This window comes from Mesorhizobium silamurunense (genome assembly GCF_014843905.1).
GTDB lineage: Bacteria > Pseudomonadota > Alphaproteobacteria > Rhizobiales > Rhizobiaceae > Mesorhizobium > Mesorhizobium silamurunense.
On record NZ_LPVS01000028.1, the window covers coordinates 1 to 18,612 of the forward strand.

The window sequence follows — 18,612 nt, forward strand, 5'->3', positions numbered from 1 at the left end:
GCGGAATCGCTGTCCGGGATTTAGTGGAATTGCTGTCCGCGACTTACTGAACCGGTGTCCGGGACTTACTGAAACACGCACCGTCATTCGCAAACTGCTCGGCGCAAAATTCGATTCGCACCCCTGCCATCTGGCATCGGAATTCGTAGGAAGCGCTTTCATCAACGTTCTGGAATCGCCCCCAGCGGCTCACATCGTAAACGACAACCGTTTCGAAATCGGCGTGCCCGCTCTCAACATCAGCCAGCAGCTGCTGCAGACCGGGCCGCCCATCAAGGTTGAGCCCGCTTCTGCCGGCGTCCTCATATGTGGCGACGATGTCGTAACCCATGAGAGCCGCATAGTCGCGGATCGCATCCCTGATTTTCAATGGAGTAAGTCTGTCGGTCGGTGGACATTCGCAGATACTGAGCCGCGCGAATCCGCCGCCTCTCTCGAGACCCGATGCGGGCCGCTGCAACCTTGTCCATTCCCTTGCGCCGTCGTGCCGATGTCTGAAATAGGCCCGCTGGCGTAGCTGACAAGCTATGTAGTGACCGAGAAGACTCGCTAGCCACTATCCAGGTGCGTCTGAAGGCTGCAGCACCAGTTAGCAGGTCGGCTGAGTTGAACGCCGCGTGTCTCTCTGCGCCCCAGAGCCTGTCCCTTCGCACTCTACGCAGCGCACGCTCACGCCAGGACATTTATGTTGGTGCGTCCCCGCCGGGCAGCAATGGCCATTAGAGCTTCGCCATCTCGGGCATTCGAACATCGTGCCGGTGCCGCCGCAGCCTTGGCACTCGCTTTCGAATAACTCTAGTTCCATTTCACCCACCCCGTCGACATTGCCTGGCAATGCCGCTAGCCCCAAACGCGAACTTCGGCTGGCGCCCACCAACCGTCTGCCGAAATTGCCATACACCAATTAGGCTTTTCTAAAAAACAATATTCGGCCGAGCCGGCCACCGCTGTGAAGGCCGTCACACTGGCCCTGCGTGAGGTAGCTGGTCTCCCTCGGTGACCGCACCGTCTTTCCGTTTTGGCGACCATGCTGTTCAACAGCTGGGAAACCATGACTCACATCGTGAGCAGCACGAACCCTCCATAAGGACGAAGCCGGAAAGTCACTGGACGATCTGGCTACGCAGTCCGTGCAAGGTGAAGAAGGTGATGTGGCGCCGATCTCGATCGAATTCGCAAGACCCGGTCGTGCGGCCAGGAGCATGGGCCTTGTTGCGGGTCTCGAACTCAATCGTCACCTTCGGAGGATCGGACCGCTCAGTTGCGCTGAGCCGCCTGTAAGTCAGCCCGCGATCCTTGGGCGACATCATCAGTAGTAGGAAGAACTCACAGCGAGCGATTGGCGTCTGCGCCGGCTCCGACCGAGCTGGTGAAAGCATCAATGCATAAGCGCATAAGGCGGCCATCAGCAGGCTTGCCGCCATGCCTACCATATTCCGCTGCCGGTAGCGCCTGACCGCGCTGGCGAGCATCAGGGTTCGGCTTAAGGGCGTTTTTGAATTAAGAGGGGGCGGTATCCCAACGAAAATATCCGCACCCTCTCCCTTTAGCAGATGGTGTTCATCGCATGCCCGCGGTTTTCCCGCATAACAAGGTCATAATCATCTTTGGTTTACTTGTTCCCCGGGCCGGTCGTTGTTGTCGACGTTGAGCAATTGTTGCAGTCGGTCTTGCCGTTATTGATCTGCCCGCTCGGTCCGGTCGTTGTGGTAGTCGTTGTCGTCCCATTATCGTTGTTGGGTGGGTTTCCGCTATGTCCCTGTTCACTGGTGGTTGTCGTCGTAGTGCCTTTAGGATCCGCAAACGCGGGAGCGGAGACTGCGAATGCAAGCGCTGTCGTGACGATAAGGATCGTTTTCATTTCGTTCCTCCTGACATGCTACGCACGCCGCATCATTGGAACGCGGCACGGCCTCCCAATGCCACGCCGAACGTTAAGATTAGACATAACTAATATTCAAATGCAATGCATTTAAAGTATTGGGACCGCGCCTTGCGTCCCGGCAGATACACCATGGTCGTCTGTTGCATGCAGGTGACGCGGAACAGGACGCTCCCGGTAACGGTCTCAATTAAAACAACCACTTACTCTTAACGTTAGCACCCGTCTCGCCGGCTACCTCGTCCCATAGGTGCCTGGGCAGAGCGGGCGTAATCGCGGCATTGACGCGCATCAGCATTTCGGGGGAGCCGCGCGCGTAAAGTGACTCAGTCGTCAGATTTGTTGTACCTCAAGCGGCTTAGAATTTCGCATTCGGCGCCAGAAACATGCCCCTGCATGGCAAAGGCGGACAACCGCACGTGCAATTGTACTCACGATCTTGGAGCGGATGTTACTGCCGCGAAGGCACCTTTGCCGTTTAGCAACCATGGCCTTCAACCACCGGGAAACCCTGACTCATTTCGTGAGCGGGCTCCGCCGCCGTTCCGCCGTAATGCGAGCCCACTGCGGCCGGGTACGCCCCTGTTTCTTTTGGTCTTTGGGGCTTCGAAGGAGTTCTGGAGATGATGATCAAGAAGGTTCTTGTAGCGGTGCTGATGACCGCGGCGCTTGCCGGATGCGAGACTCAAACCGAGGGCCAGCAGCGGGCCACGACCGGTGCGCTGATCGGCGGCGCCGGCGGCGCGCTGGTCGGCCAGGCCATCGGCGGCAACACCAAGAGCACGGTGATCGGCGCCGCGAGCGGTGCGCTGCTCGGCGCCGTCGTCGGCTCGGCCACCACCCCGCAGCGCCGCGGCGAGCAGCTCTGCCGCTACCAGGACCGCTACGGCCGCATCTACACCGCGCCCTGCGACGACCGGTACTACAACGGCGACTATTGACCTCTGGGTCTTTGATTATGGGAGACGGCGTTTTCTACGCCGGCTCCCTCGTCTGTCATCCTTTTGCACGCTTCTCGATGTAGAACCATTTTTGCGGCGGGCTGCGGAGGAGGTCGAGATGACGACGAGCCTTGCCGGCGCGCTGAAGAACCGCGGCAAACATGCAGTGAAGCGACTGATCGGCTACGATAGCCGCAACTGGCTGCGCATCCGCCAGATCGAAGCCTTCACGACCTTCCTCGAAGTGGCCAACCGCAAGTCGCGCGACGTGATCGAGATCTCGCCGGGCTGGAACCGCTATTGGAAGGCGATGTGCCCGAACTACCGGTCACTCGATTTCCCCGACTTCGACATCTGCAAGGACCGCACCGAGGAGCAATATTCCATCGTCATCGCCGACCAGGTGCTGGAGCATGTGCAGCGACCGCTGGCGGCCGCCGCCAACATCCACGCCATGACCAGGCCCGGTGGCTGGGCGATGGTGGCGACGCCGTTCCTGTTCCGCGTGCATGCCCGCCCACACGACTACAACCGCTGGACGCCGGCGGGCTTGAAGCAATTGATGGTCGAGGGCGGCTTCGCTGAAGACGATGTGCAGGCGTTTGGCTGGGGCAACAAGGCCTGTGCCAAGGCGCATATCGGCGGCCCGGTGCGGGCCTACGGGCTTTGGCGGGATCTGAGCAATGACGAAGAATATCCGCTTATGGTGTGGGCCTTTGCAAAAAGGGCGCCTTGAGTTGCACCGGCTAGCATATTGCTCAGCGTTGGTTCTGTTTCCGCCACTCTAACGGCGCGGTGAACGACCCGGCCCACAGGCCGCGCTTAGCCGACATGGCCTCACGCTGCGCGCGCGCATAGAAGCCGGCGCTGTATTTTCGCCAGTCGAGCGCTTGGCCCTGGCTGACCATCCATTCGCCGATGTCCACACCACCGGCGGTGCAGACTGCCACCATGCGCTTGTAACGGTCGCGATCGACTTCGACGCAGGACAGCGGCCGATGCGCGTCGAGGAAGTCCGCCAGGGCGAATGCGGCCTTCTGCCCACACCGGTAGTTCTTGCCGGCCGTGTCGAGGCAAAGCTGATCGCTCTCCGGCGCGTCGATGCCGTTGAGGCGTATCCGGGTGCCGTGGATTTCGACGGTGTCGCCGTCGATAACGGAGGCCACACCGACCAAAGGTTCGGCCGCCGCGGGCGAGGCGAACAGAAGACCCAACCACAGCGCCGCGCGGCGAGAGGACATGCTTTCTCCTGTTTTCCATGGGAACGAAGCTGGAACCAGAACGCCTTATCAGCGGAATATTCGTGGAGTTGAAGCCTGGCGACATCTAACCCACTGATATAATTCGATCTGGTATCCCCTTGGTAAGGGAGAGGTCGAGAGTTCAATCCTCTCTCGCAGCACCAGCCTATCGCGGTAGCGGTGCTGGCAATTGGCGGGTTCGTCGCCGCATAGTCGATCTGGTATGGCCTGCTTCGCCTGCATCGCGCTGACCAGATTGCGCGTTCATTCTCTTGATGCCGATCTTCGGTATTCCGACAGCATATACTCTCCTTGGCGAGCCGATAACTCCGGTCGCCGGAGGCGCTGTCATTCTGTTTGGCCTCTCATCCTTGCCGTTCGAACATCTCCGCAGCTCGCAGTCACTTATTTCGAAAATAGTCGAAATAGCGTTGACGGGCCGATATCGGGAGAGTAGCGTTATTTCCATGAAACTCGAACAAGCAGCAAAACAGCTTGAAGCGCTCGGCAATCCAACGAGGCTCAACCTCTATCGCATGCTCGTCAGATCCGGTGATGCAGGCAGGCCTGTTGGAAGCCTGCAGGAAAAATTGGGCATTGCGGCGTCGACGCTCTCGCATCACCTGCACCGCCTGGTTCTGACTGGATTGGTGACGCAGGAGCGACAGGCGACGACGCTGATTTGTCGCGCCAACTACCCCGCGATGAATGGTCTGATCGGCTTTCTCGCGGATGAGTGCTGCGCGGATGCAGCTTGCAATCCATCCGAGGAAGAAGCCGTCGCTTGATCTCTTTTTGCCCCTTATTTCGATAGTACCGGAATTATGGAAGGTAGAGAAATGACAATCGCTGAAGATCTCCCTGTAGCCGTAATCGGCGGCGGGCCGGTCGGCCTCGCCGCAGCGACGCAACTTGTCGGCCGCGGTATCCCGGTAAAGCTCTATGAGGCTGGCGCCCAGGTCGGATCCAATCTTCTCGATTGGGGCCACGTTCGGCTGTTCACGCCCTTCAGCTATTGTGTAGACGCGGTGGCGCGACAGCTTCTTGAGAGCCGTGGGTGGCGCATGTCGGAACCCGAGGCATTCCCGACAGGCAAGGAGCTGGTCGACAACTACGTCGCGCCGCTTGCGAGCCTTCCCGAACTGGCGCCGTCAATCGAAACCAATGCTCGCGTCATTGCGGTCTCGCGATGGGGAGCCGACAAGGTCCTGACCCAGGGACGCGAACACAAGCCCTTCATGCTCATCGTCGAGACCGCAGCCGGAAGGCGACGGGACAGCGCCCGTGCGGTGATCGACGCGTCGGGCACCTGGCAAATGCCGAACCCGCTCGGCGCGGGCGGCATACCGGCCGAAGGTGAAGCGGAATTGGCAAGCCGAATTGCCTACGGCATTCCGGATGTCCTCGGAAAGGACCGCCTTTTGTATGCAGGTCGCACGACCTTGGTGGCGGGGTCCGGCCATTCCGCTGCCAATGCCTTGCTGGAATTGGCCGAGCTTGCAGAAACCGAACCAGGCACCTCGGCGATATGGTTGACGCGCGGCGCCGACCTTGTCCGCATCTATGGCGGCGGCGATCTCGATGCCTTGCCGGCTCGCGGTGAGCTTGGATCCGATGCCAGAGATCTCGTTGAGAGCGGCCGCGTCCAGTTGGTCACAGGCTTTGCAACGACGGCGATTCGCGAAGTCGACGCTCGCCTGCAGGTGGAAGGCCTGACCGCGGATGGCACACGAACCGTAGGTCCTGTCGACAGGATCATCGCCGCGACGGGCCAACGCCCTGACCTCTCGATAACCAGAGAACTTCGGCTGGACCTTGATCCGTGGCTTGAAGGCGTCAAGGCACTCGGGCCGCTCATTGATCCCAATGAACACTCCTGCGGCGATGTTCCGCCGCACGGTCACCGTGAGCTCAGCCATCCGGAGCCCGGCTTCTACACCGTCGGCATCAAGAGCTATGGCAGGGCGCCGACCTTCCTGCTGTTGACCGGCTATGAACAGGTGCGCTCGGTTGCAGCAGCAATTGCCGGCGACTTGGCATCCGCCGACGCGGTGCATCTGGCACTGCCCGAGACCGGGGTCTGCACGACCACAAGATCGATTTCTTCGATCTCCGCGGCCTCGAAAGGCTGTTGTGGCGGACCGGCGCCAAAAGAAGTCGACGCCTGCTGCGTTGCCGATGCGGAAGCGAAAGCTGTCGGCAAGGGCGTTTGCGGTTGCGGCGTCGCCGCATGACCTTGCGATCGCCAACGGCCGGCGTCCCGAAGCGCGGCGCCATCATGACCGTGCTGGGATTGACCCAGATCATGGCCTGGGGGTCGTCCTACTATCTCCCGGCGGTGATCGCACCCCGGGTGGCGGCCGACACCGGCTGGCCGCTGGGTTGGGTGGTGGGTGGCCTTTCGCTGGGGCTTCTGGTCGCCGGCTTGATCTCGCCTCGCGTGGGGTCGTCAATTGAACGTCGCGGCGGTCGCCGCGTCCTGGCCCTTAGTGCCATGGCGATCGGCGTTGGCCAGATCGGCCTCGCGGCGGCGCCCGACCTCGTCGCTTACATCGTCGCATGGCTGGTCATCGGGCTGGGAATGGGCGCAGGCCTTTATGACGCGGCTTTCGCCACGCTTGGCCGCCTCTATGGCTACGGCGCACGTTCCGCCATCACCACGCTTACACTCTTCGGCGGCTTCGCCAGCACTGTCTGCTGGCCGATCTCGGCCTTCCTGATGGCAGAGGTCGGCTGGCGCGGGGCTTGCCTGTCCTACGCCGCCGTTCAGCTCCTGATCGCGCTTCCTTTGTATCTGTTTGTGTTGCCTCGAGACACGCAAGAGCTGACGGCCAAACCTGCACGAACGGATCCGGCGGCGCCCGACAGGGAGAACAACCCCAAGCTCGGAACCATGGTCGTTCTGGCTACGACGCTTACGCTTGCAGCGGTGATCTCTTCGACATTGTCGGTCCATCTGCTCACGATCCTGCAGGGCAACGGCATGGCGCTTGCAGCCGCCGTTGGGCTTGGTGCCCTGGTCGGTCCGTCCCAAGTGGGCGCCCGGGCAGTCGAAATGGTGGTTGCCCGCTACCACCATCCGATCTGGACCAAATTCGCGTCCGTGACATTCGTGGCGATCGGCGTATCGGCTCTTTGGGCAGAACTGCCGATCATCCCAGTGGCGCTCGCCTTCTATGGCGCCGGCATCGGCCTGGAATCGATAGCACGGGGAACCCTCCCTCTCGCTCTGTTCGGCCCGTCAGGCTACGCCAAACTGATGGGCCGCCTTGCCATGCCGAGCCTGCTGGCACAGGCGGCGGCTCCGTCGGTCGGCGCTTTGCTGTTGGAACGTGCAGGAGCCCAAGGCATGCTGGCTGCGCTTTCCGGGCTGGCCTTGATCAACGTCGTATTGGCCTGCGGGCTGGGTTGGATCGTCATGCGCCGCCCGAGTTTCCCGGTTCACGCTCAATAGCACCCGAACGGCACAATTGCTGTTCAACCGCCATGCTTCAAATAGGCCGGCGTGCTCTCCTTTGGCTGGAGCCGTCATTCGTATCGATGACTTCAAGGATGCCGGCTGCCCAAGGTGGGTCTACCGCCGTCCTTCCCAGGCCCTATGAGAGGCACGGGCGTGCGGAATACATCTTGGCCCTCTGAAACGTCAGCTCTTTGAAGGGGAGACCGGTATTGCCGCTGTGCCTGCCGATGATCCGCCACCTGAAATCCCCCGACCTGTTCGGCGCGATCGACCGCGTGCCGGCGCTTGGCGCGCCGGCTGGCGGGCGCACGTTCGAGGTCTTCAATCCCTCGACCGGCGAACTGCTGGCGGAACTTCCCGACATGGGCGTCGAGGAGACGCGCGCCGCGATCGACAAGGCCTATGTCGCGCAGGCCGAATGGGCAGGGCTGACCGCCCGGGAGCGCAGCGAAATGCTATGGCAGTGGCATCAGCTGATCGTCACCCACACCGACGACCTTGCGGCGATCCTCACCGCGGAGATGGGCAAGCCGCTCGCCGAGGCCAAATCGGAAGTCTCCCATGCCGCCGCTTATCTGCAATGGTACGCCGAAGAGGCCAATCGTATCTATGGCGAGACGATCTCGGCGCCGTCGACGGACCGCCGCATGCTGGTGATCAAGCAGCCGATCGGCGTCGTCGGCACGATCACGCCGTGGAATTTCCCCGCATCGATGGTGGCGCGCAAGATCTCGCCGGCGCTGGCGGCGGGCTGCGCCATCGTGCTGAAGCCTGCCGAGCAGACGCCGCTTGTCGCAGGCGCCATGTTCGCGCTCGCCGCCGAGGCCGGTTTTCCCGACGGCGTCGTGAGCCTCATCTATGCCTCGGAGGGGGCCGAGGTGGGGCGTGAGCTCTGCCACAATCCCAAAGTTCGCAAGATCAGCTTTACCGGATCGACCGAGGTCGGGCGCCTGCTGATGCGCCAGTGCTCTGACCAGATCAAGAAGGTCAGCCTCGAACTGGGCGGCAATGCGCCATTCATCGTCTTCGACGACGCCGACATTGATGCCGCCGTGGACGGGGCGATCCAGGCGAAGTTCCGCAATGCCGGCCAGACCTGCGTTTCGGCGAACCGCCTTTACGTGCAATCGGGCGTTCATGACGAGTTCGTCGATAAATTCGTGGCACGGGTTCGTCAGCTTCAGGTCGGTGACGGTTTCGATCCCGGTGTCGCGATCGGCCCGCTGATCGACAGGCATGCTCTGGCCAAGATCGAATCCCACATCGCCGACGCCGTAGCAAAAGGCGGCGCGATCCGGTGTGGCGGAGGCCGGATTGGCGCGGACGGCACGTTTTTCCAGCCGACGGTCCTTACCGATATCTCCAGCGCAATGACGGTGGCGCAGGAAGAGACATTTGGGCCGTTGGCTCCGGTCATCCGCTTCGAGGATGCGGATCAGGTCGTGCGTGAGGCCAATGACACGATCTATGGCCTCGCCGCCTATTTTTATGCTTCCAACCTAAAGCGCGTCTGGCGCGTGGCCGAAGCCTTGGAATACGGCATGGTCGGCATCAACACCGGACGCATGTCCTCGGAAGCCGCGCCATTCGGCGGGGTCAAGCAGTCGGGTATCGGGCGGGAGGGTTCCCGCCACGGTCTCGAGGATTACCTTGAGATGAAATATCTCTGCATGGGCGGCATCTGAGGCATAAAACGAGCAGGGCGGCTTTTGAAGAACGAACGTGTCGCGGAATTATCGCCCGAGCAGGTCGTTGGGTTCCGCCCGCGGGTTCAGTTGCTGATATGCGACAACGCCAGGTCAGCTTCGTCCTGAGCCTCCCACAGAAGTTCTTCCGCTGACCGGAACATGTCCTCGAACGCCAGTTCATGCTCGAATACAACGCCGCCGACGCGGATGGTAAGCACATCCTTGTCGCCTTTCGGCGCGAAATAGATCTGTCCGACCGCTTCTCGAACGCGTTCGCCGATCTCCTTGGCGTCCTGCTGCGTCGCGCCGGGGAGGAAAACGCCGAACATCGAGTTTCCGATGCGCCCGATCAGATCGTCCTTGCGCAACGAGGATCGGATAGCCGAGGCGATGAGACGCAAGGCCTCGTCGCCCCATCCAAGGCCGAAGCGCAGGTTGATCGATGCAAGATGTTCCGGGTGGATGACGAGGAAGGCGCCCGAACGCGGGCCGGATGGCCGCGCCGCCCGCCTGTCGATCATTGACGTGAACACCGCCCCGTTGAGGCAGCCGGTCAGATGGTCGTAGGTGCCGGACCTGGTGAGCTCCTGCCGGTAGCGGCGGATCTCGACCTCTCTCCAGCCGAGCAGGGCAAAAAGCGGCAGACCGATGATGACGGGCAGAAGGGCGGCCGTGACGACGCTGCGGCCGAACGGCGTCAACGCGTCGCTGAGCAGGAGCAGATAGTTCAGGCCGAGCGACAGGCCCACGCAGCCGGCGGTCCCCAGGACGGATAGCCAGGCGACATATTTCCAGGCTCCTGTCGACGCGGTCTGCTTTTTTGTGCTCACTGGCCAATCTCCTGTTGGACGCATTGGCTTAAAGGCGGTGTGTTACGATTTCCGTTTCAGCGAGGCCTACAATTTGAAGGAAATCAGCATCGTTTCTCCGAAATGCACTCGCCAGCGGCTGCGACCTGCTTCCCGCTTCGACGGTTTGATTCGGTCACTGAAACAGGTCAGCGTTTGGTAGGACCGCCGAGCTGCTTTAACCATTCCGTTTTTACGCAATGCCGGAACGGAAAGCCGTTACGCGCTTTTCCGGGATGCCCTATTGCGGCGGGCCGAAGATGCCCATCTCGGCACCCCTGGCTACGGATTCGGCCTTGCCGTAGATGCCTGAGGGGGACGCCATTGCCCAGCCGTTGGCGACAAGCCAGGCGCCGACATCCTGCCTGCCGAGTATGCAGGGCGCGGCAACGGCGAAGCGGTCGACATCGGGCGGCAGGATACATTTGAGCGCCCGGCCGCGCAGCCAGGCGTTGAGGGCGGCGCGAGCGCGCTGCCCACAGGGCCAGACGGCATCGCCGAACGAGCAGGTCCTGTCGGGATCGATGTCGACGGTCCCGCTGATGACGACCCGGCGTCCCATGGCTTCGAAAATCGCCGACGAGGTGGCGACCGGGCGATAAAGCAGCGTCTCGCGCCACTCCTGCGGCATCGGCGTCTTCGGTGGCGAGGCAAGACCGAGCTCGCCGAGCGGAGGGCGGGGCTCGATGCGCTCGATCACCGCCACGTCGAGCGGCGGCGGCGCGATGAGGTCCTCGGCGACCCTGCGCGCCGGCCGACCTAGCCGCATGTCATGAATTGCGACGTGAGGGCCAGGCTGTCCTCTGCCTTCGTCCTGGGCCGGCGGGGAGGGGAGTTCGCCCGGCAGCCAGCGGCTGGACGCGGCAATCAGCAGCGCGCCGGCGACCAGCCCGAGGCCGCCGAGCGTCGTGGCAAGCCGGCCGGTCGATTTCTCCTCGCCCAAAGCGCGCCTCGTCGTTTCACCGGATCATACATTAGGCGTCGGCGACATTGCTTGAAAAGCAAGGCGTTGCGTTAAGTCTCGCGCAACCAATGCGGTCTACAGTCGAGCATCGGATGTCGAGGGGATGACATGACGCGCAAGCCGATACTGCTGTTTGCCTTCCCGGCCCTCATGCTGTTCCTGCTGGCGGCGGAGCGGACGGCGACATTCCTGCTCGGAACTTATTCGGCCAGCCCGACCATGTGGCGCATCTGGCTCGAGCTGCGCCCCTTCTCGACGATGTTCTGGCAGCAGGTGGACTTCTATCTCGGCGGCTCGATGGTGCTGAACGCCGCCATCATCTTCGTCGCGTCGGCCGCCTGCTGGATGGCCTGCCAGGCCAAAAGATCCGCCGGTTTCTTCCTCGCCAACCATGCCGCGCTGATGTTCGCCGGGCTGATGATAGCGGCCGGCAGCCATTCGGAAACGGCGAGCACGATCGCCACCTTCACCGCGCCGCGCGGCTTTCAATTCTCGCTGGCGATCGACTTCACCTTGAAAAACTGCCTGGTGCTGTGCCTTGGCCTTGCGGCCTGCGCCTATTGCCATGTCGCCTTCCTGCGCGAGGCAAGGCTGCGCGCCGAAGCCCGCGCCGGCCGCGTCCTGGCGCTGCAGCGTGACCTTTAAGCCGCACTGATCGAAATGCCATCCGCTGGAGCAATTCCAGGAAAAGTGTGAAGCGGTTTTCCGTTCGGAATTGCGTCAAAAACAAAGAGACAGAGCCGCTTCAGTGAAGCGGTGAACCGCTCTGTCGCCCGGCGCCGCGTCAGTTGATCTTCTTGTAATAGACTTTGCCGTCGGCCTGCTGGATGCGCTGATAGGACGGATTGGGTCCGGGCGGCGCGGCCTTCCGCTTGAACGTCGGCGAGGCCTCGACGGAGTCCGGCCCGGGGTTTTCAACTGCCGACGCCTCCGCCACGGTCGTGCCGGCGAAACCGGGCTCTGGCGCCCGCGGCATCTCGGCGTCGGCGGCTGCCGGCTGGCCCTGCTCCAGCCGGGCAATGTTGCCGTTGATATGGCCGAAGCTCGCCTGCAACTGCCGGTCCAGCGTCTCGAACCGGCTCTGGAAGCCGTTGTTGACGGTATCGATGCGGGCGCCGATCCGCTGCTCGAACTGGCCGAGCTGGTCCAGCCGCGCCTCCAATGCCCTAAGGTCGTTGACGCCGCGATAAAGATAGATGGCGGCCGTCACGTTGACGAAGGTGACGAGCGCCGCGCCGGCGGCGACGACGCCGATTGTCACCGCTCGGTTTGGTCCGCCCGGGGCTTTTTCCCGTTCGCCGAGTTCGATTGCCGGAATCTCCGGCTCGCTGATCATCGTCATTCAACCACCACCTTTGCGCCCACCGCGACGCGCTTGAAGAGATCGATCACATCTGTGTTCGTCAGCCTGAAGCATCCGGACGTGCCGTCGAAGCCGACGCCCTTGGGATCGTTGGTGCCATGGATGCGATAGAGCGTGTCGCGCCCGTCGCGCGACAGATACAGCGCCCTGGCGCCGAGCGGATTGTAGGGGCCGGCGGGCACCATCGCCGGCAGTTCCGGTCGGCGGACGCGCATCTCTTTCGGCGGGCGCCATTCCGGCCATTCGGTCTTGGCTGCTATCCTGACCGTGCCGGTCCAGCCGAAGCCGTCGCGGCCGACGCTGATCTGGTAGCGCAGCGCCTGGCCCTTGCTGGTGACCAGATAGAGCGCCTTCTCGCTTTTGCGGATGATGATGGTCCCGGGCTGCTCGCCGGTCTGGAAGGCGACCGTCTTGCGCAGGCTGGGGCCCATGGCGGGAAGCGGCGGCAGCCCCGATCCGGCTTCCGCGAAACCGCAGGCCGGCGCCAGCGCGATGCTGACCAAGCAGGCGCCGGCAAGGCGTGTCGCTATCCGCCGCATTTGCTTTGACGCAATTCCGGACGGAAAACCGCTGCGCACTTTTCCTGGAATTGCTCTAGCGCTGGGCATTGTCCAGCCGCTCCTTGAACATGCGCTTCAGCTCCTTGTTGAAGCGGGCCCGCCCGTCCACCTCGGAGGGCAGGATAGCGCGGTTCAGCGCGTCGGCCAGCAGCGCGTTGTCGAGCGCCAGCGACTTGATGTGCGGCGCCTTGAAGATCTTCTCCAGCTCGCTGCGCGAGAAGTGGTTGCCGAACCATTTGCGCTTGTGCTTGTTGGCGACCAGTGTGATCGAGACGGCGTTGCCGCGCAATTCGCGGATCTTCTTGTAGAGCCGCTTGCCCTGCCGAAGCGAGGCGACGTTGAGCTCGAAGACGATGAAGATCTCGTCGCTCGTCTGCAGCACCGAATTGTGCCATGGCGTCTCGATGTTCGGCAGGTCGATGACGATGTCGTCGAAGCGGTAGGCGACGAGGTCGAGCAGGCGGAAGACGAAATCGGCGCCGTGCGGCTCGAACGGCAGTTGCGGCCGCTCGAAGGAATAGAGGGTCAGGCCGGACGGCCTCGACAGCTTGATGACGTCCATCAGCTCGACATCGAGCCGGTCCGGCTGGCCGATGATGCCCGTGAGGTCGAACTGGTTGAACTGGTTGAGATAGGCGCCGCAATTGGCGCTCTGGAAGTCGAGGTCGACGAGGCAGGTCGAGGCCGCCCGCTCGGTCGATTTCGAGGCGAGATGCTCCGCCGCCGAGATGGCAAGCGTGGTCGCGCCGGCGCCGCCGCTGGCGGCAATGAAGGTGACGATCCGGCTTTTGGTGCCCTGGTTGCCGGTGTCGTGGAAGGTGACGGCGTTGAGCAGTTCCTTGGGGTCGAGCGGCTTGTGCAGCCAGTCCGACGCATTCATGCGCACCAGGACGCGCGTCTGTTCCGACGTCAGCTCGCCCGAGACCGCGATCAGCGGCACCGAGGCCCAGGTCGAGCGCGCCTCGACGAGCGCGTTGCTGCCGAGCAATTCGCCATTGCCGAGATCGAGGATAATGATGCCGGGACGCGTATCGACCGGCGGCCCCTTGAGGAACTCGACCGCCTCCGAAACCCTGACGTCGTAGATCGCCAGCGCGTCGAGCCGGGTGGTCACGTCGTGCCTGAAATTCGGATCGGACGAAAACAGCGCGACCTGCTTGCGTTTCGTGGGCAGAACTCTGGTGTCGATGGCGTTCATGGCCATGTACTCTTTAAATCTTCACCCGTTACTGTACTCAGCATGGAAGGCATGCTCATGTTGCCGAACCCGAGCAGTGCGCCCAGGAAGAAGAACTGGAATTGATGGTTGATGATGCTGACGGTAATGGTCGGCACCGGTCCACTTGGGCGCGTCCAATAGCCAAGCCCGGATGCCTGATACTGAATCCGAACCTCGGACTTCTTCAGCATTGGCAGGAAAGTCTGCATCCCGGCGCGGCTGGTGCTGCCGCTGAAGATCAGGTCGAAGGCGGCCTGGCTCACGTTGAGGTTTTGGCAGGTGGCACCTGCTCCGCAAACGCAGGAGGCAACTCCGGCGCTATTGGCGGTGCAGATGTAGTTGTAAGTGTTTGCCGGCACCGCGGTACCGACTTTGGCTAAGTCGCTTTGTGTCAACGTCTCGGATGAGAGTCCGCTGGCAACGGGAGCGGAAATTTGCGCCAGCCGAGCACCTGCCTGGACCGCTTTGTTTGCCGCGTTCCATTGGTAGAAGGCGTATCCGAAGTCGACGAAGCCAAGCAGCAGGGTCAACAGCAACGGCATTGCGATAGCCGCTTCAATCATCGCCGCCCCAGACTGGCAGCCCCAGAACCTGTTGCGCGGCGTCACCATCCGAAGACACGCTCCTGATGGGCAACGCTGAGAGTGAGGTCACCAAAGCCAAGATAGGACCAAAACCCGACATCAGGATACGTATACGACGTGCTGACCGTCACCACGTCGACGGTGCTCTTGCTGCTGAGATAGAGCTGGGTGCCGGTGCCAGGGTCGACTGCCGCGGTCGAGGATTTGCTGACCGTTACTTCCGTTGTAGTCCAACCGGTGACCCTCGCGCTGCCGCCAGTCACGGCACCGTTCACCGCGAGGTTTTTTGCCAATCCCGAACAGGTGTCCCAATCGCTGCTGCAGCGCGCCATGTAGCGAGCCGCATCCTCGACGCCGGCCTTGAGGAGCAGACGTGTGTTCAACATATTGGAGAACTCGAACACGCCGGCTGACAACAGGAGCACAAAGGGTGCGACGATCGCCATTTCGACCAAGGCTGTGCCGTCCTCGTCGCGCCGGAAGAGTCGAATGATTTGTCTGAGCTTGGTCATGAGACTCACCGATACAACTGAGCCTCGTTTCGAAATGCTTTGTCGACAAGAGTATTATTCGCAAACCCGCCGTCGACATCGACGATCTCGAGACTGATCGGCTTCTCGCCGGCTGTAGGATCCTCAGGGTCCTTGGTGTTGTCCTGCTTTTGAACCGGAGTGTTGATGAACACGCTCGCATAGCCGTCCGGTTTAATCTGGACGTGTCCGTTAAGTTTGTCCCTGTTGGCGATGCAGTCGACGATTGCCATGTTGAGGAGCCTGCGATCGGGATCCGCCGTCGGCGTGTCACCCTTGAAGCACGACGGCGTCCCGGTTTCTTTCGTCGGATTCTTTGATTGATCTCCTACGAGGCCGTTCGCGATCTCATATTTATAGACGTCATATCGAGAAGGCGGTTGGGTGCTCGATATCGGGTTGGTCGCGCTTGGAATGCTCGGAAAAGCGGCTCCCTTGTGATTGACGCTCCAGTATGTCGACCAAAAGGTCGTTGCATTGGTGATCTTGTCGGACATTCCTTTTGAATCGACGTAATTGTTGCCGGGAGGGAGGGGCAGCGCCGTCCCATCAGCAACAGGGTCGTATTTGCTGCAGCCGGTCTTCTGGCCCTTGCGGACGTTGCTTGCCGGTCGGTACTGCCAGTTCTTGTTTTCCTTATTCAGTGACCCGCTATAGAGATCGAACCGGGTATTCAGTCCGGTATTCACCTGGCCCAAGGTGACGCCGGTCTTCGTGGTGAGCGCATCTCGGTTATAGCACGTGCCAGCAGTGCCAATCGCTATAGCATCGCGCAGCGAACTCAGGTTGTTGTCGATCAGGCCGAAGTTGCCGGGGCCGGGGTTGCTGTCGACCTTGAGGATACGAAATTCGCGACTGTAGGTGTCGCCCGATGCGAACGCCTGCTGGATCGTTTTGCTGGTTGCCGGCGTGTCGGTCTCGAACGGGTTGCACATGAAGATCGGCACGGTTTCGCATATGGACTGGGTGAACCCGGCCACCGCCTGGGGATCAATGTCCATGGTGTCGCTGGCACCCATGAAGTTGGCTGGAAAAATCGTTGCGAAGGCGCCCGCGCCATCAGCCAGGCCTGACGGGTTCACCGTCACTTCCGCGAACGTCACAGCCTTTGGATCCGTGCTGGCCCAGTTCACGCCGTCCGAGTCGACACCGGCGGCGCTTAGTCGCGTGTTGTCGCTGGCCGGTATTCCAGTCAAATAAGTTACCGTTACATCGGACAGGGCGAGTTGGTGATTGCCCGATGTCGAAAACAGCGTCCTGTTGGCGAGGAGATTGGTGACGGCCCTATCGGCTCTGGTGATGCTATCAGCTCTGCCGTCGAGCTCCGCCGCTGCCGCAAGCGCCAGCGCGTCGACACCTTTCTGCAGATCGTTGTGCAGTCCGGTGGCCCGGCTCATGTCGATAGTCACCAATGCAAAGCCGACAAGCACCGGCAGCATGATGGCGACAAGGATCATCGCTATGCCGCGTTGATCGTTCCAGAATTCACGAATGGTCCTCAACATGATCTACTCTCTGTTCCATTCGTGCCAGGCGTCCTCGCTCGCCTGACGCACCGCATCCTTCTGTTTACTTCGCTGCGCTGGTCTCGCTCGATGGACCGACCGTCATGCTCGTCGCCGGCGCCGACCCGCCTGGCCCCAGTCTGTATTTCTGGACGACGGCGACCGACCGTGCGCCGTCGCCTTCGATCTTGGTGTTGTTCGAAGCCGGGTTGTACGGATCGACCGTCTGCAGCAGCTCATTGGCTTTCTGCGTATCGCCCGACGCCAGGGTCATCGTGTCGTAATTGTGCAGATAGTCCGCCGCGCAGCCCGCAAGCAGGCTGGAACCGAGAAGGACAAACAGGAGCTTATTTCTTGACATAGACCAGCTTGTCCTTCGATTTCACATCCAGCATGTGGCCGTAGGGGCCGGTGACGCCGTCGCCATGCTCATACTTCCGGATCATGTCCTTGTTGACTTCGAGCTGGCCGAGCAGGAAAAGCTCCGGGTCGTTGGCCGGTTTCGTCTTGTCGAAGGGCGTCGCAAGCTGCTGGCCGGGCCTTACCGGCCGCACGAGATGCGGCGTCACGATGACCACCAGCTCCGTCTCTTCCTTCTGCGTGCTCGAATTGTGGAACAGCGCGCCGATGATCGGCACCTGGCCAATCCACGGCACCTGTTCCTGCTGTATGGTGTTCTTGCTGGAGAGCAGGCCGCCGACCGCGAAGCTTTGGCCGTCGCGCAGGTCGACGACGGTCGCCAGCTTGCGATTCGTGAAGATAGGGTCGCCGGCGGCGGTGAAGCCGGTCAGGTCGCTCACTTCCGGCGCCAGCTTGATGTGGATCTTACCGTCGTCCAGCACCACCGGCGTGAAGTTCAGATTGACGCCGAACTGCTTGAATACGATCTCGACTTCACCTTGGCTGTTGACGCTGCGCACCGGCACTTCGCCGCCGGCATTGAAGCTGGCCGTCTCGCCGGAAACCGTGGTGAGGTTCGGTTCGGCCAGCGTGCGCACAACGCCCTTTGCTTCCAGCGCCTCGATGATCAGGTCGACCTTGATGTTGCTGTCGATGATACGGGTAATCAATGCAGCGAACGGATTGGTATTGGACAGCAGCCCGGTCAAAATATCCCCGGTCCCGGCCACCACGTTGTCTTTGTCGACTGCGGCGATGCCAGTGCCGGTTCGCGTCGTGCCGCTCCTGTTTGTGCTCCTGAACGACACGCCCAGATCGCGCCCTGCATTGCGCTTGGCCTCCAGGATGCGCACCGACAGATTGACCTGCTCGCTGTCGTCGATGGTGACTGCATTGATGATGGCGTCGGGGCCGTATTGCTGTGTCACCTCCACGATAGATGCCAGCGTCGCGGCGTCCTTGACGTGGCCGCTCAGTCGCACCTTGCCGTTGATCGAGCCGATTTCAATGCGGGCCTTCGGCGCCACCTGGCGAATGGCTACTGCCATGTCGCTGACATCCTGGCCTACCTCGATCTGGATGGCGCCCAGCGAGCGCTTGTCCTCGGAAAACAGGTTGACCGTGGTGGTGCCGACGCTCTTGCCGATGATGTAGAGCGTCTTGTCGGTCATCGGCTGGGCATCGGCGATCTTTTCGTCACCGACGACGATATCGCCCAGCGTCGCATTGACCTGGATCGTGGCGGATTGAGAAACGGGCACGAACACGCGGTGCAGCGACGGGCTCGACACATCGATGAAGCGGTCAGCCGCTATGGCCGGGTGGCCAGAGATCGCCGATACGCTCAACAGGGACAGCGCGGCCGCCGCTGTCCTCACCCAGAATCCCTTCATGCCTCGTCTCCCACTGCTGCCAATTGGCAGCCCC

19 protein-coding genes, 1 tRNA gene and 1 pseudogene are annotated in these 18,612 nt (G+C 61.7%); 8 read left to right on the forward strand and 13 right to left on the reverse strand.

The features are described from left to right. Positions 1–76: 76 nt before the first annotated feature. Both AU465_RS07110 and AU465_RS07115 read right to left on the reverse strand, forming a co-directional pair. Positions 77–470: pseudogene (locus tag AU465_RS07110) on the reverse strand (recombinase family protein); the annotation flags it as partial. 633 nt (positions 471–1,103) lie between these two features. Beyond that, positions 1,104–1,472, reverse strand: coding sequence for a hypothetical protein (locus tag AU465_RS07115; RefSeq protein ID WP_192245311.1), 369 nt, complete (start codon positions 1,470–1,472; stop codon positions 1,104–1,106). A 1,033-nt stretch (positions 1,473–2,505) separates the two neighbouring features. On the opposite strand from AU465_RS07115, the gene AU465_RS07120 reads away from it, so the two are divergent. Beyond that, the gene (locus AU465_RS07120; RefSeq protein ID WP_192245313.1) at positions 2,506–2,823 is read left to right on the forward strand and encodes a YMGG-like glycine zipper-containing protein; all 318 of its coding nucleotides are present in this window, start codon (positions 2,506–2,508) and stop codon (positions 2,821–2,823) included. 118 nt (positions 2,824–2,941) lie between these two features. Next, a complete protein-coding gene (locus AU465_RS07125) occupies positions 2,942–3,559 on the forward strand; it encodes a class I SAM-dependent methyltransferase (protein WP_192245315.1) in 618 nt (205 codons plus the stop codon). Positions 3,560–3,581: 22 nt separating this feature from the next. On the opposite strand, the gene AU465_RS07130 is transcribed toward AU465_RS07125, so the two are convergent. Further along, positions 3,582–4,064: a thermonuclease family protein gene (locus AU465_RS07130; protein ID WP_192245317.1), complete on the reverse strand. Its 483-nt coding sequence runs from the start codon at positions 4,062–4,064 to the stop codon at positions 3,582–3,584. Positions 4,065–4,162: 98 nt separating this feature from the next. On the opposite strand from AU465_RS07130, the gene AU465_RS07135 reads away from it, so the two are divergent. The 5 genes from AU465_RS07135 to AU465_RS07155 all read left to right on the forward strand — a co-directional run bounded on the left by AU465_RS07135 (position 4,163) and on the right by AU465_RS07155 (position 9,209). Continuing rightward, a tRNA-OTHER gene (locus tag AU465_RS07135) sits at positions 4,163–4,228 on the forward strand. 303 nt (positions 4,229–4,531) lie between these two features. Then, complete coding sequence (locus AU465_RS07140) at positions 4,532–4,852, forward strand: ArsR/SmtB family transcription factor (RefSeq protein WP_192245319.1); 321 nt, start codon at positions 4,532–4,534, stop codon at positions 4,850–4,852. A gap of 51 nt (positions 4,853–4,903) precedes the next feature. Further along, positions 4,904–6,298: an NAD(P)-binding protein gene (locus tag AU465_RS07145; protein WP_192245321.1), complete on the forward strand. Its 1,395-nt coding sequence runs from the start codon at positions 4,904–4,906 to the stop codon at positions 6,296–6,298. Next, positions 6,295–7,518, forward strand: a complete 1,224-nt coding sequence (locus AU465_RS07150; RefSeq protein WP_192245323.1) for an MFS transporter — start codon at positions 6,295–6,297, stop codon at positions 7,516–7,518. The genes AU465_RS07145 and AU465_RS07150 overlap by 4 nt, the downstream gene beginning before the upstream one ends. A 233-nt stretch (positions 7,519–7,751) precedes the next feature. After that, positions 7,752–9,209 (forward strand): NAD-dependent succinate-semialdehyde dehydrogenase, encoded by a 1,458-nt coding sequence (locus tag AU465_RS07155; RefSeq protein WP_376774828.1) that lies wholly within the window; start codon positions 7,752–7,754, stop codon positions 9,207–9,209. 86 nt (positions 9,210–9,295) lie between these two features. On the opposite strand, the gene AU465_RS07160 is transcribed toward AU465_RS07155, so the two are convergent. Continuing rightward, the gene (locus tag AU465_RS07160) at positions 9,296–10,042 is read right to left on the reverse strand and encodes a GGDEF domain-containing protein (protein WP_312891222.1); all 747 of its coding nucleotides are present in this window, start codon (positions 10,040–10,042) and stop codon (positions 9,296–9,298) included. A gap of 259 nt (positions 10,043–10,301) precedes the next feature. Next, positions 10,302–11,003, reverse strand: coding sequence for a thermonuclease family protein (locus tag AU465_RS07165; protein WP_192245329.1), 702 nt, complete (start codon positions 11,001–11,003; stop codon positions 10,302–10,304). Between the two features lie 129 nt (positions 11,004–11,132). On the opposite strand from AU465_RS07165, the gene AU465_RS07170 reads away from it, so the two are divergent. Further along, entirely contained in the window at positions 11,133–11,669 is a 537-nt protein-coding gene (locus tag AU465_RS07170; protein WP_192245331.1) for a hypothetical protein, read from the forward strand. A gap of 139 nt (positions 11,670–11,808) precedes the next feature. Here the strand turns inward: AU465_RS07170 and AU465_RS07175 are convergent, their stop codons facing one another. The 8 genes from AU465_RS07175 to AU465_RS07210 form a co-directional block, all read right to left on the reverse strand. Beyond that, positions 11,809–12,366: a hypothetical protein gene (locus AU465_RS07175; RefSeq protein WP_192245333.1), complete on the reverse strand. Its 558-nt coding sequence runs from the start codon at positions 12,364–12,366 to the stop codon at positions 11,809–11,811. Then, entirely contained in the window at positions 12,363–12,926 is a 564-nt protein-coding gene (locus tag AU465_RS07180) for a L,D-transpeptidase (RefSeq protein WP_192245335.1), read from the reverse strand. The genes AU465_RS07175 and AU465_RS07180 overlap by 4 nt, the downstream gene beginning before the upstream one ends. Positions 12,927–12,981: 55 nt before the next feature. Further along, positions 12,982–14,145: a CpaE/TadZ family protein gene (locus AU465_RS07185; protein WP_192245337.1), complete on the reverse strand. Its 1,164-nt coding sequence runs from the start codon at positions 14,143–14,145 to the stop codon at positions 12,982–12,984. Next, entirely contained in the window at positions 14,142–14,777 is a 636-nt protein-coding gene (locus AU465_RS07190; RefSeq protein ID WP_192245339.1) for a TadE/TadG family type IV pilus assembly protein, read from the reverse strand. The genes AU465_RS07185 and AU465_RS07190 overlap by 4 nt, the downstream gene beginning before the upstream one ends. Further along, positions 14,771–15,262, reverse strand: coding sequence for a TadE/TadG family type IV pilus assembly protein (locus AU465_RS07195; RefSeq protein ID WP_192245341.1), 492 nt, complete (start codon positions 15,260–15,262; stop codon positions 14,771–14,773). The genes AU465_RS07190 and AU465_RS07195 overlap by 7 nt, the downstream gene beginning before the upstream one ends. A 5-nt stretch (positions 15,263–15,267) precedes the next feature. Beyond that, positions 15,268–16,785 (reverse strand): TadE/TadG family type IV pilus assembly protein, encoded by a 1,518-nt coding sequence (locus tag AU465_RS07200; RefSeq protein ID WP_192245343.1) that lies wholly within the window; start codon positions 16,783–16,785, stop codon positions 15,268–15,270. Positions 16,786–16,849: 64 nt separating this feature from the next. Continuing rightward, positions 16,850–17,146 carry an outer membrane protein assembly factor BamD gene (locus AU465_RS07205; RefSeq protein WP_192245345.1) on the reverse strand — a complete coding sequence of 99 codons (297 nt, stop codon included), beginning with the start codon at positions 17,144–17,146 and terminating at the stop codon, positions 16,850–16,852. Next, entirely contained in the window at positions 17,133–18,578 is a 1,446-nt protein-coding gene (locus tag AU465_RS07210) for a type II and III secretion system protein family protein (RefSeq protein ID WP_192245347.1), read from the reverse strand. The genes AU465_RS07205 and AU465_RS07210 overlap by 14 nt, the downstream gene beginning before the upstream one ends. Positions 18,579–18,612: the final 34 nt, after the last annotated feature.

Excerpts from the sequence above, each read along its gene's own strand:
- AU465_RS07190 (WP_192245339.1), bottom strand. The coding sequence starts at position 14,777 with ATGGTGACGCCGCGCAACAGGTTCTGGGGCTGCCAGTCTGGGGCGGCG.
- AU465_RS07175 (WP_192245333.1), bottom strand. The coding sequence starts at position 12,366 with ATGACGATGATCAGCGAGCCGGAGATTCCGGCAATCGAACTCGGCGAA.
- AU465_RS07180 (WP_192245335.1), bottom strand. The coding sequence starts at position 12,926 with ATGCGGCGGATAGCGACACGCCTTGCCGGCGCCTGCTTGGTCAGCATC.
- AU465_RS07130 (WP_192245317.1), bottom strand. The coding sequence starts at position 4,064 with ATGTCCTCTCGCCGCGCGGCGCTGTGGTTGGGTCTTCTGTTCGCCTCG.
- AU465_RS07185 (WP_192245337.1), bottom strand. The coding sequence starts at position 14,145 with ATGAACGCCATCGACACCAGAGTTCTGCCCACGAAACGCAAGCAGGTC.
- AU465_RS07210 (WP_192245347.1), bottom strand. The coding sequence starts at position 18,578 with ATGAAGGGATTCTGGGTGAGGACAGCGGCGGCCGCGCTGTCCCTGTTG.
- AU465_RS07145 (WP_192245321.1), top strand. The coding sequence starts at position 4,904 with ATGACAATCGCTGAAGATCTCCCTGTAGCCGTAATCGGCGGCGGGCCG.
- AU465_RS07170 (WP_192245331.1), top strand. The coding sequence starts at position 11,133 with ATGACGCGCAAGCCGATACTGCTGTTTGCCTTCCCGGCCCTCATGCTG.
- AU465_RS07120 (WP_192245313.1), top strand. The coding sequence starts at position 2,506 with ATGATGATCAAGAAGGTTCTTGTAGCGGTGCTGATGACCGCGGCGCTT.
- AU465_RS07195 (WP_192245341.1), bottom strand. The coding sequence starts at position 15,262 with ATGACCAAGCTCAGACAAATCATTCGACTCTTCCGGCGCGACGAGGAC.
- AU465_RS07140 (WP_192245319.1), top strand. The coding sequence starts at position 4,532 with ATGAAACTCGAACAAGCAGCAAAACAGCTTGAAGCGCTCGGCAATCCA.
- AU465_RS07115 (WP_192245311.1), bottom strand. The coding sequence starts at position 1,472 with ATGCTCGCCAGCGCGGTCAGGCGCTACCGGCAGCGGAATATGGTAGGC.
- AU465_RS07200 (WP_192245343.1), bottom strand. The coding sequence starts at position 16,785 with ATGTTGAGGACCATTCGTGAATTCTGGAACGATCAACGCGGCATAGCG.
- AU465_RS07155 (WP_376774828.1), top strand. The coding sequence starts at position 7,752 with ATGATCCGCCACCTGAAATCCCCCGACCTGTTCGGCGCGATCGACCGC.
- AU465_RS07205 (WP_192245345.1), bottom strand. The coding sequence starts at position 17,146 with ATGTCAAGAAATAAGCTCCTGTTTGTCCTTCTCGGTTCCAGCCTGCTT.
- AU465_RS07125 (WP_192245315.1), top strand. The coding sequence starts at position 2,942 with ATGACGACGAGCCTTGCCGGCGCGCTGAAGAACCGCGGCAAACATGCA.
- AU465_RS07150 (WP_192245323.1), top strand. The coding sequence starts at position 6,295 with ATGACCTTGCGATCGCCAACGGCCGGCGTCCCGAAGCGCGGCGCCATC.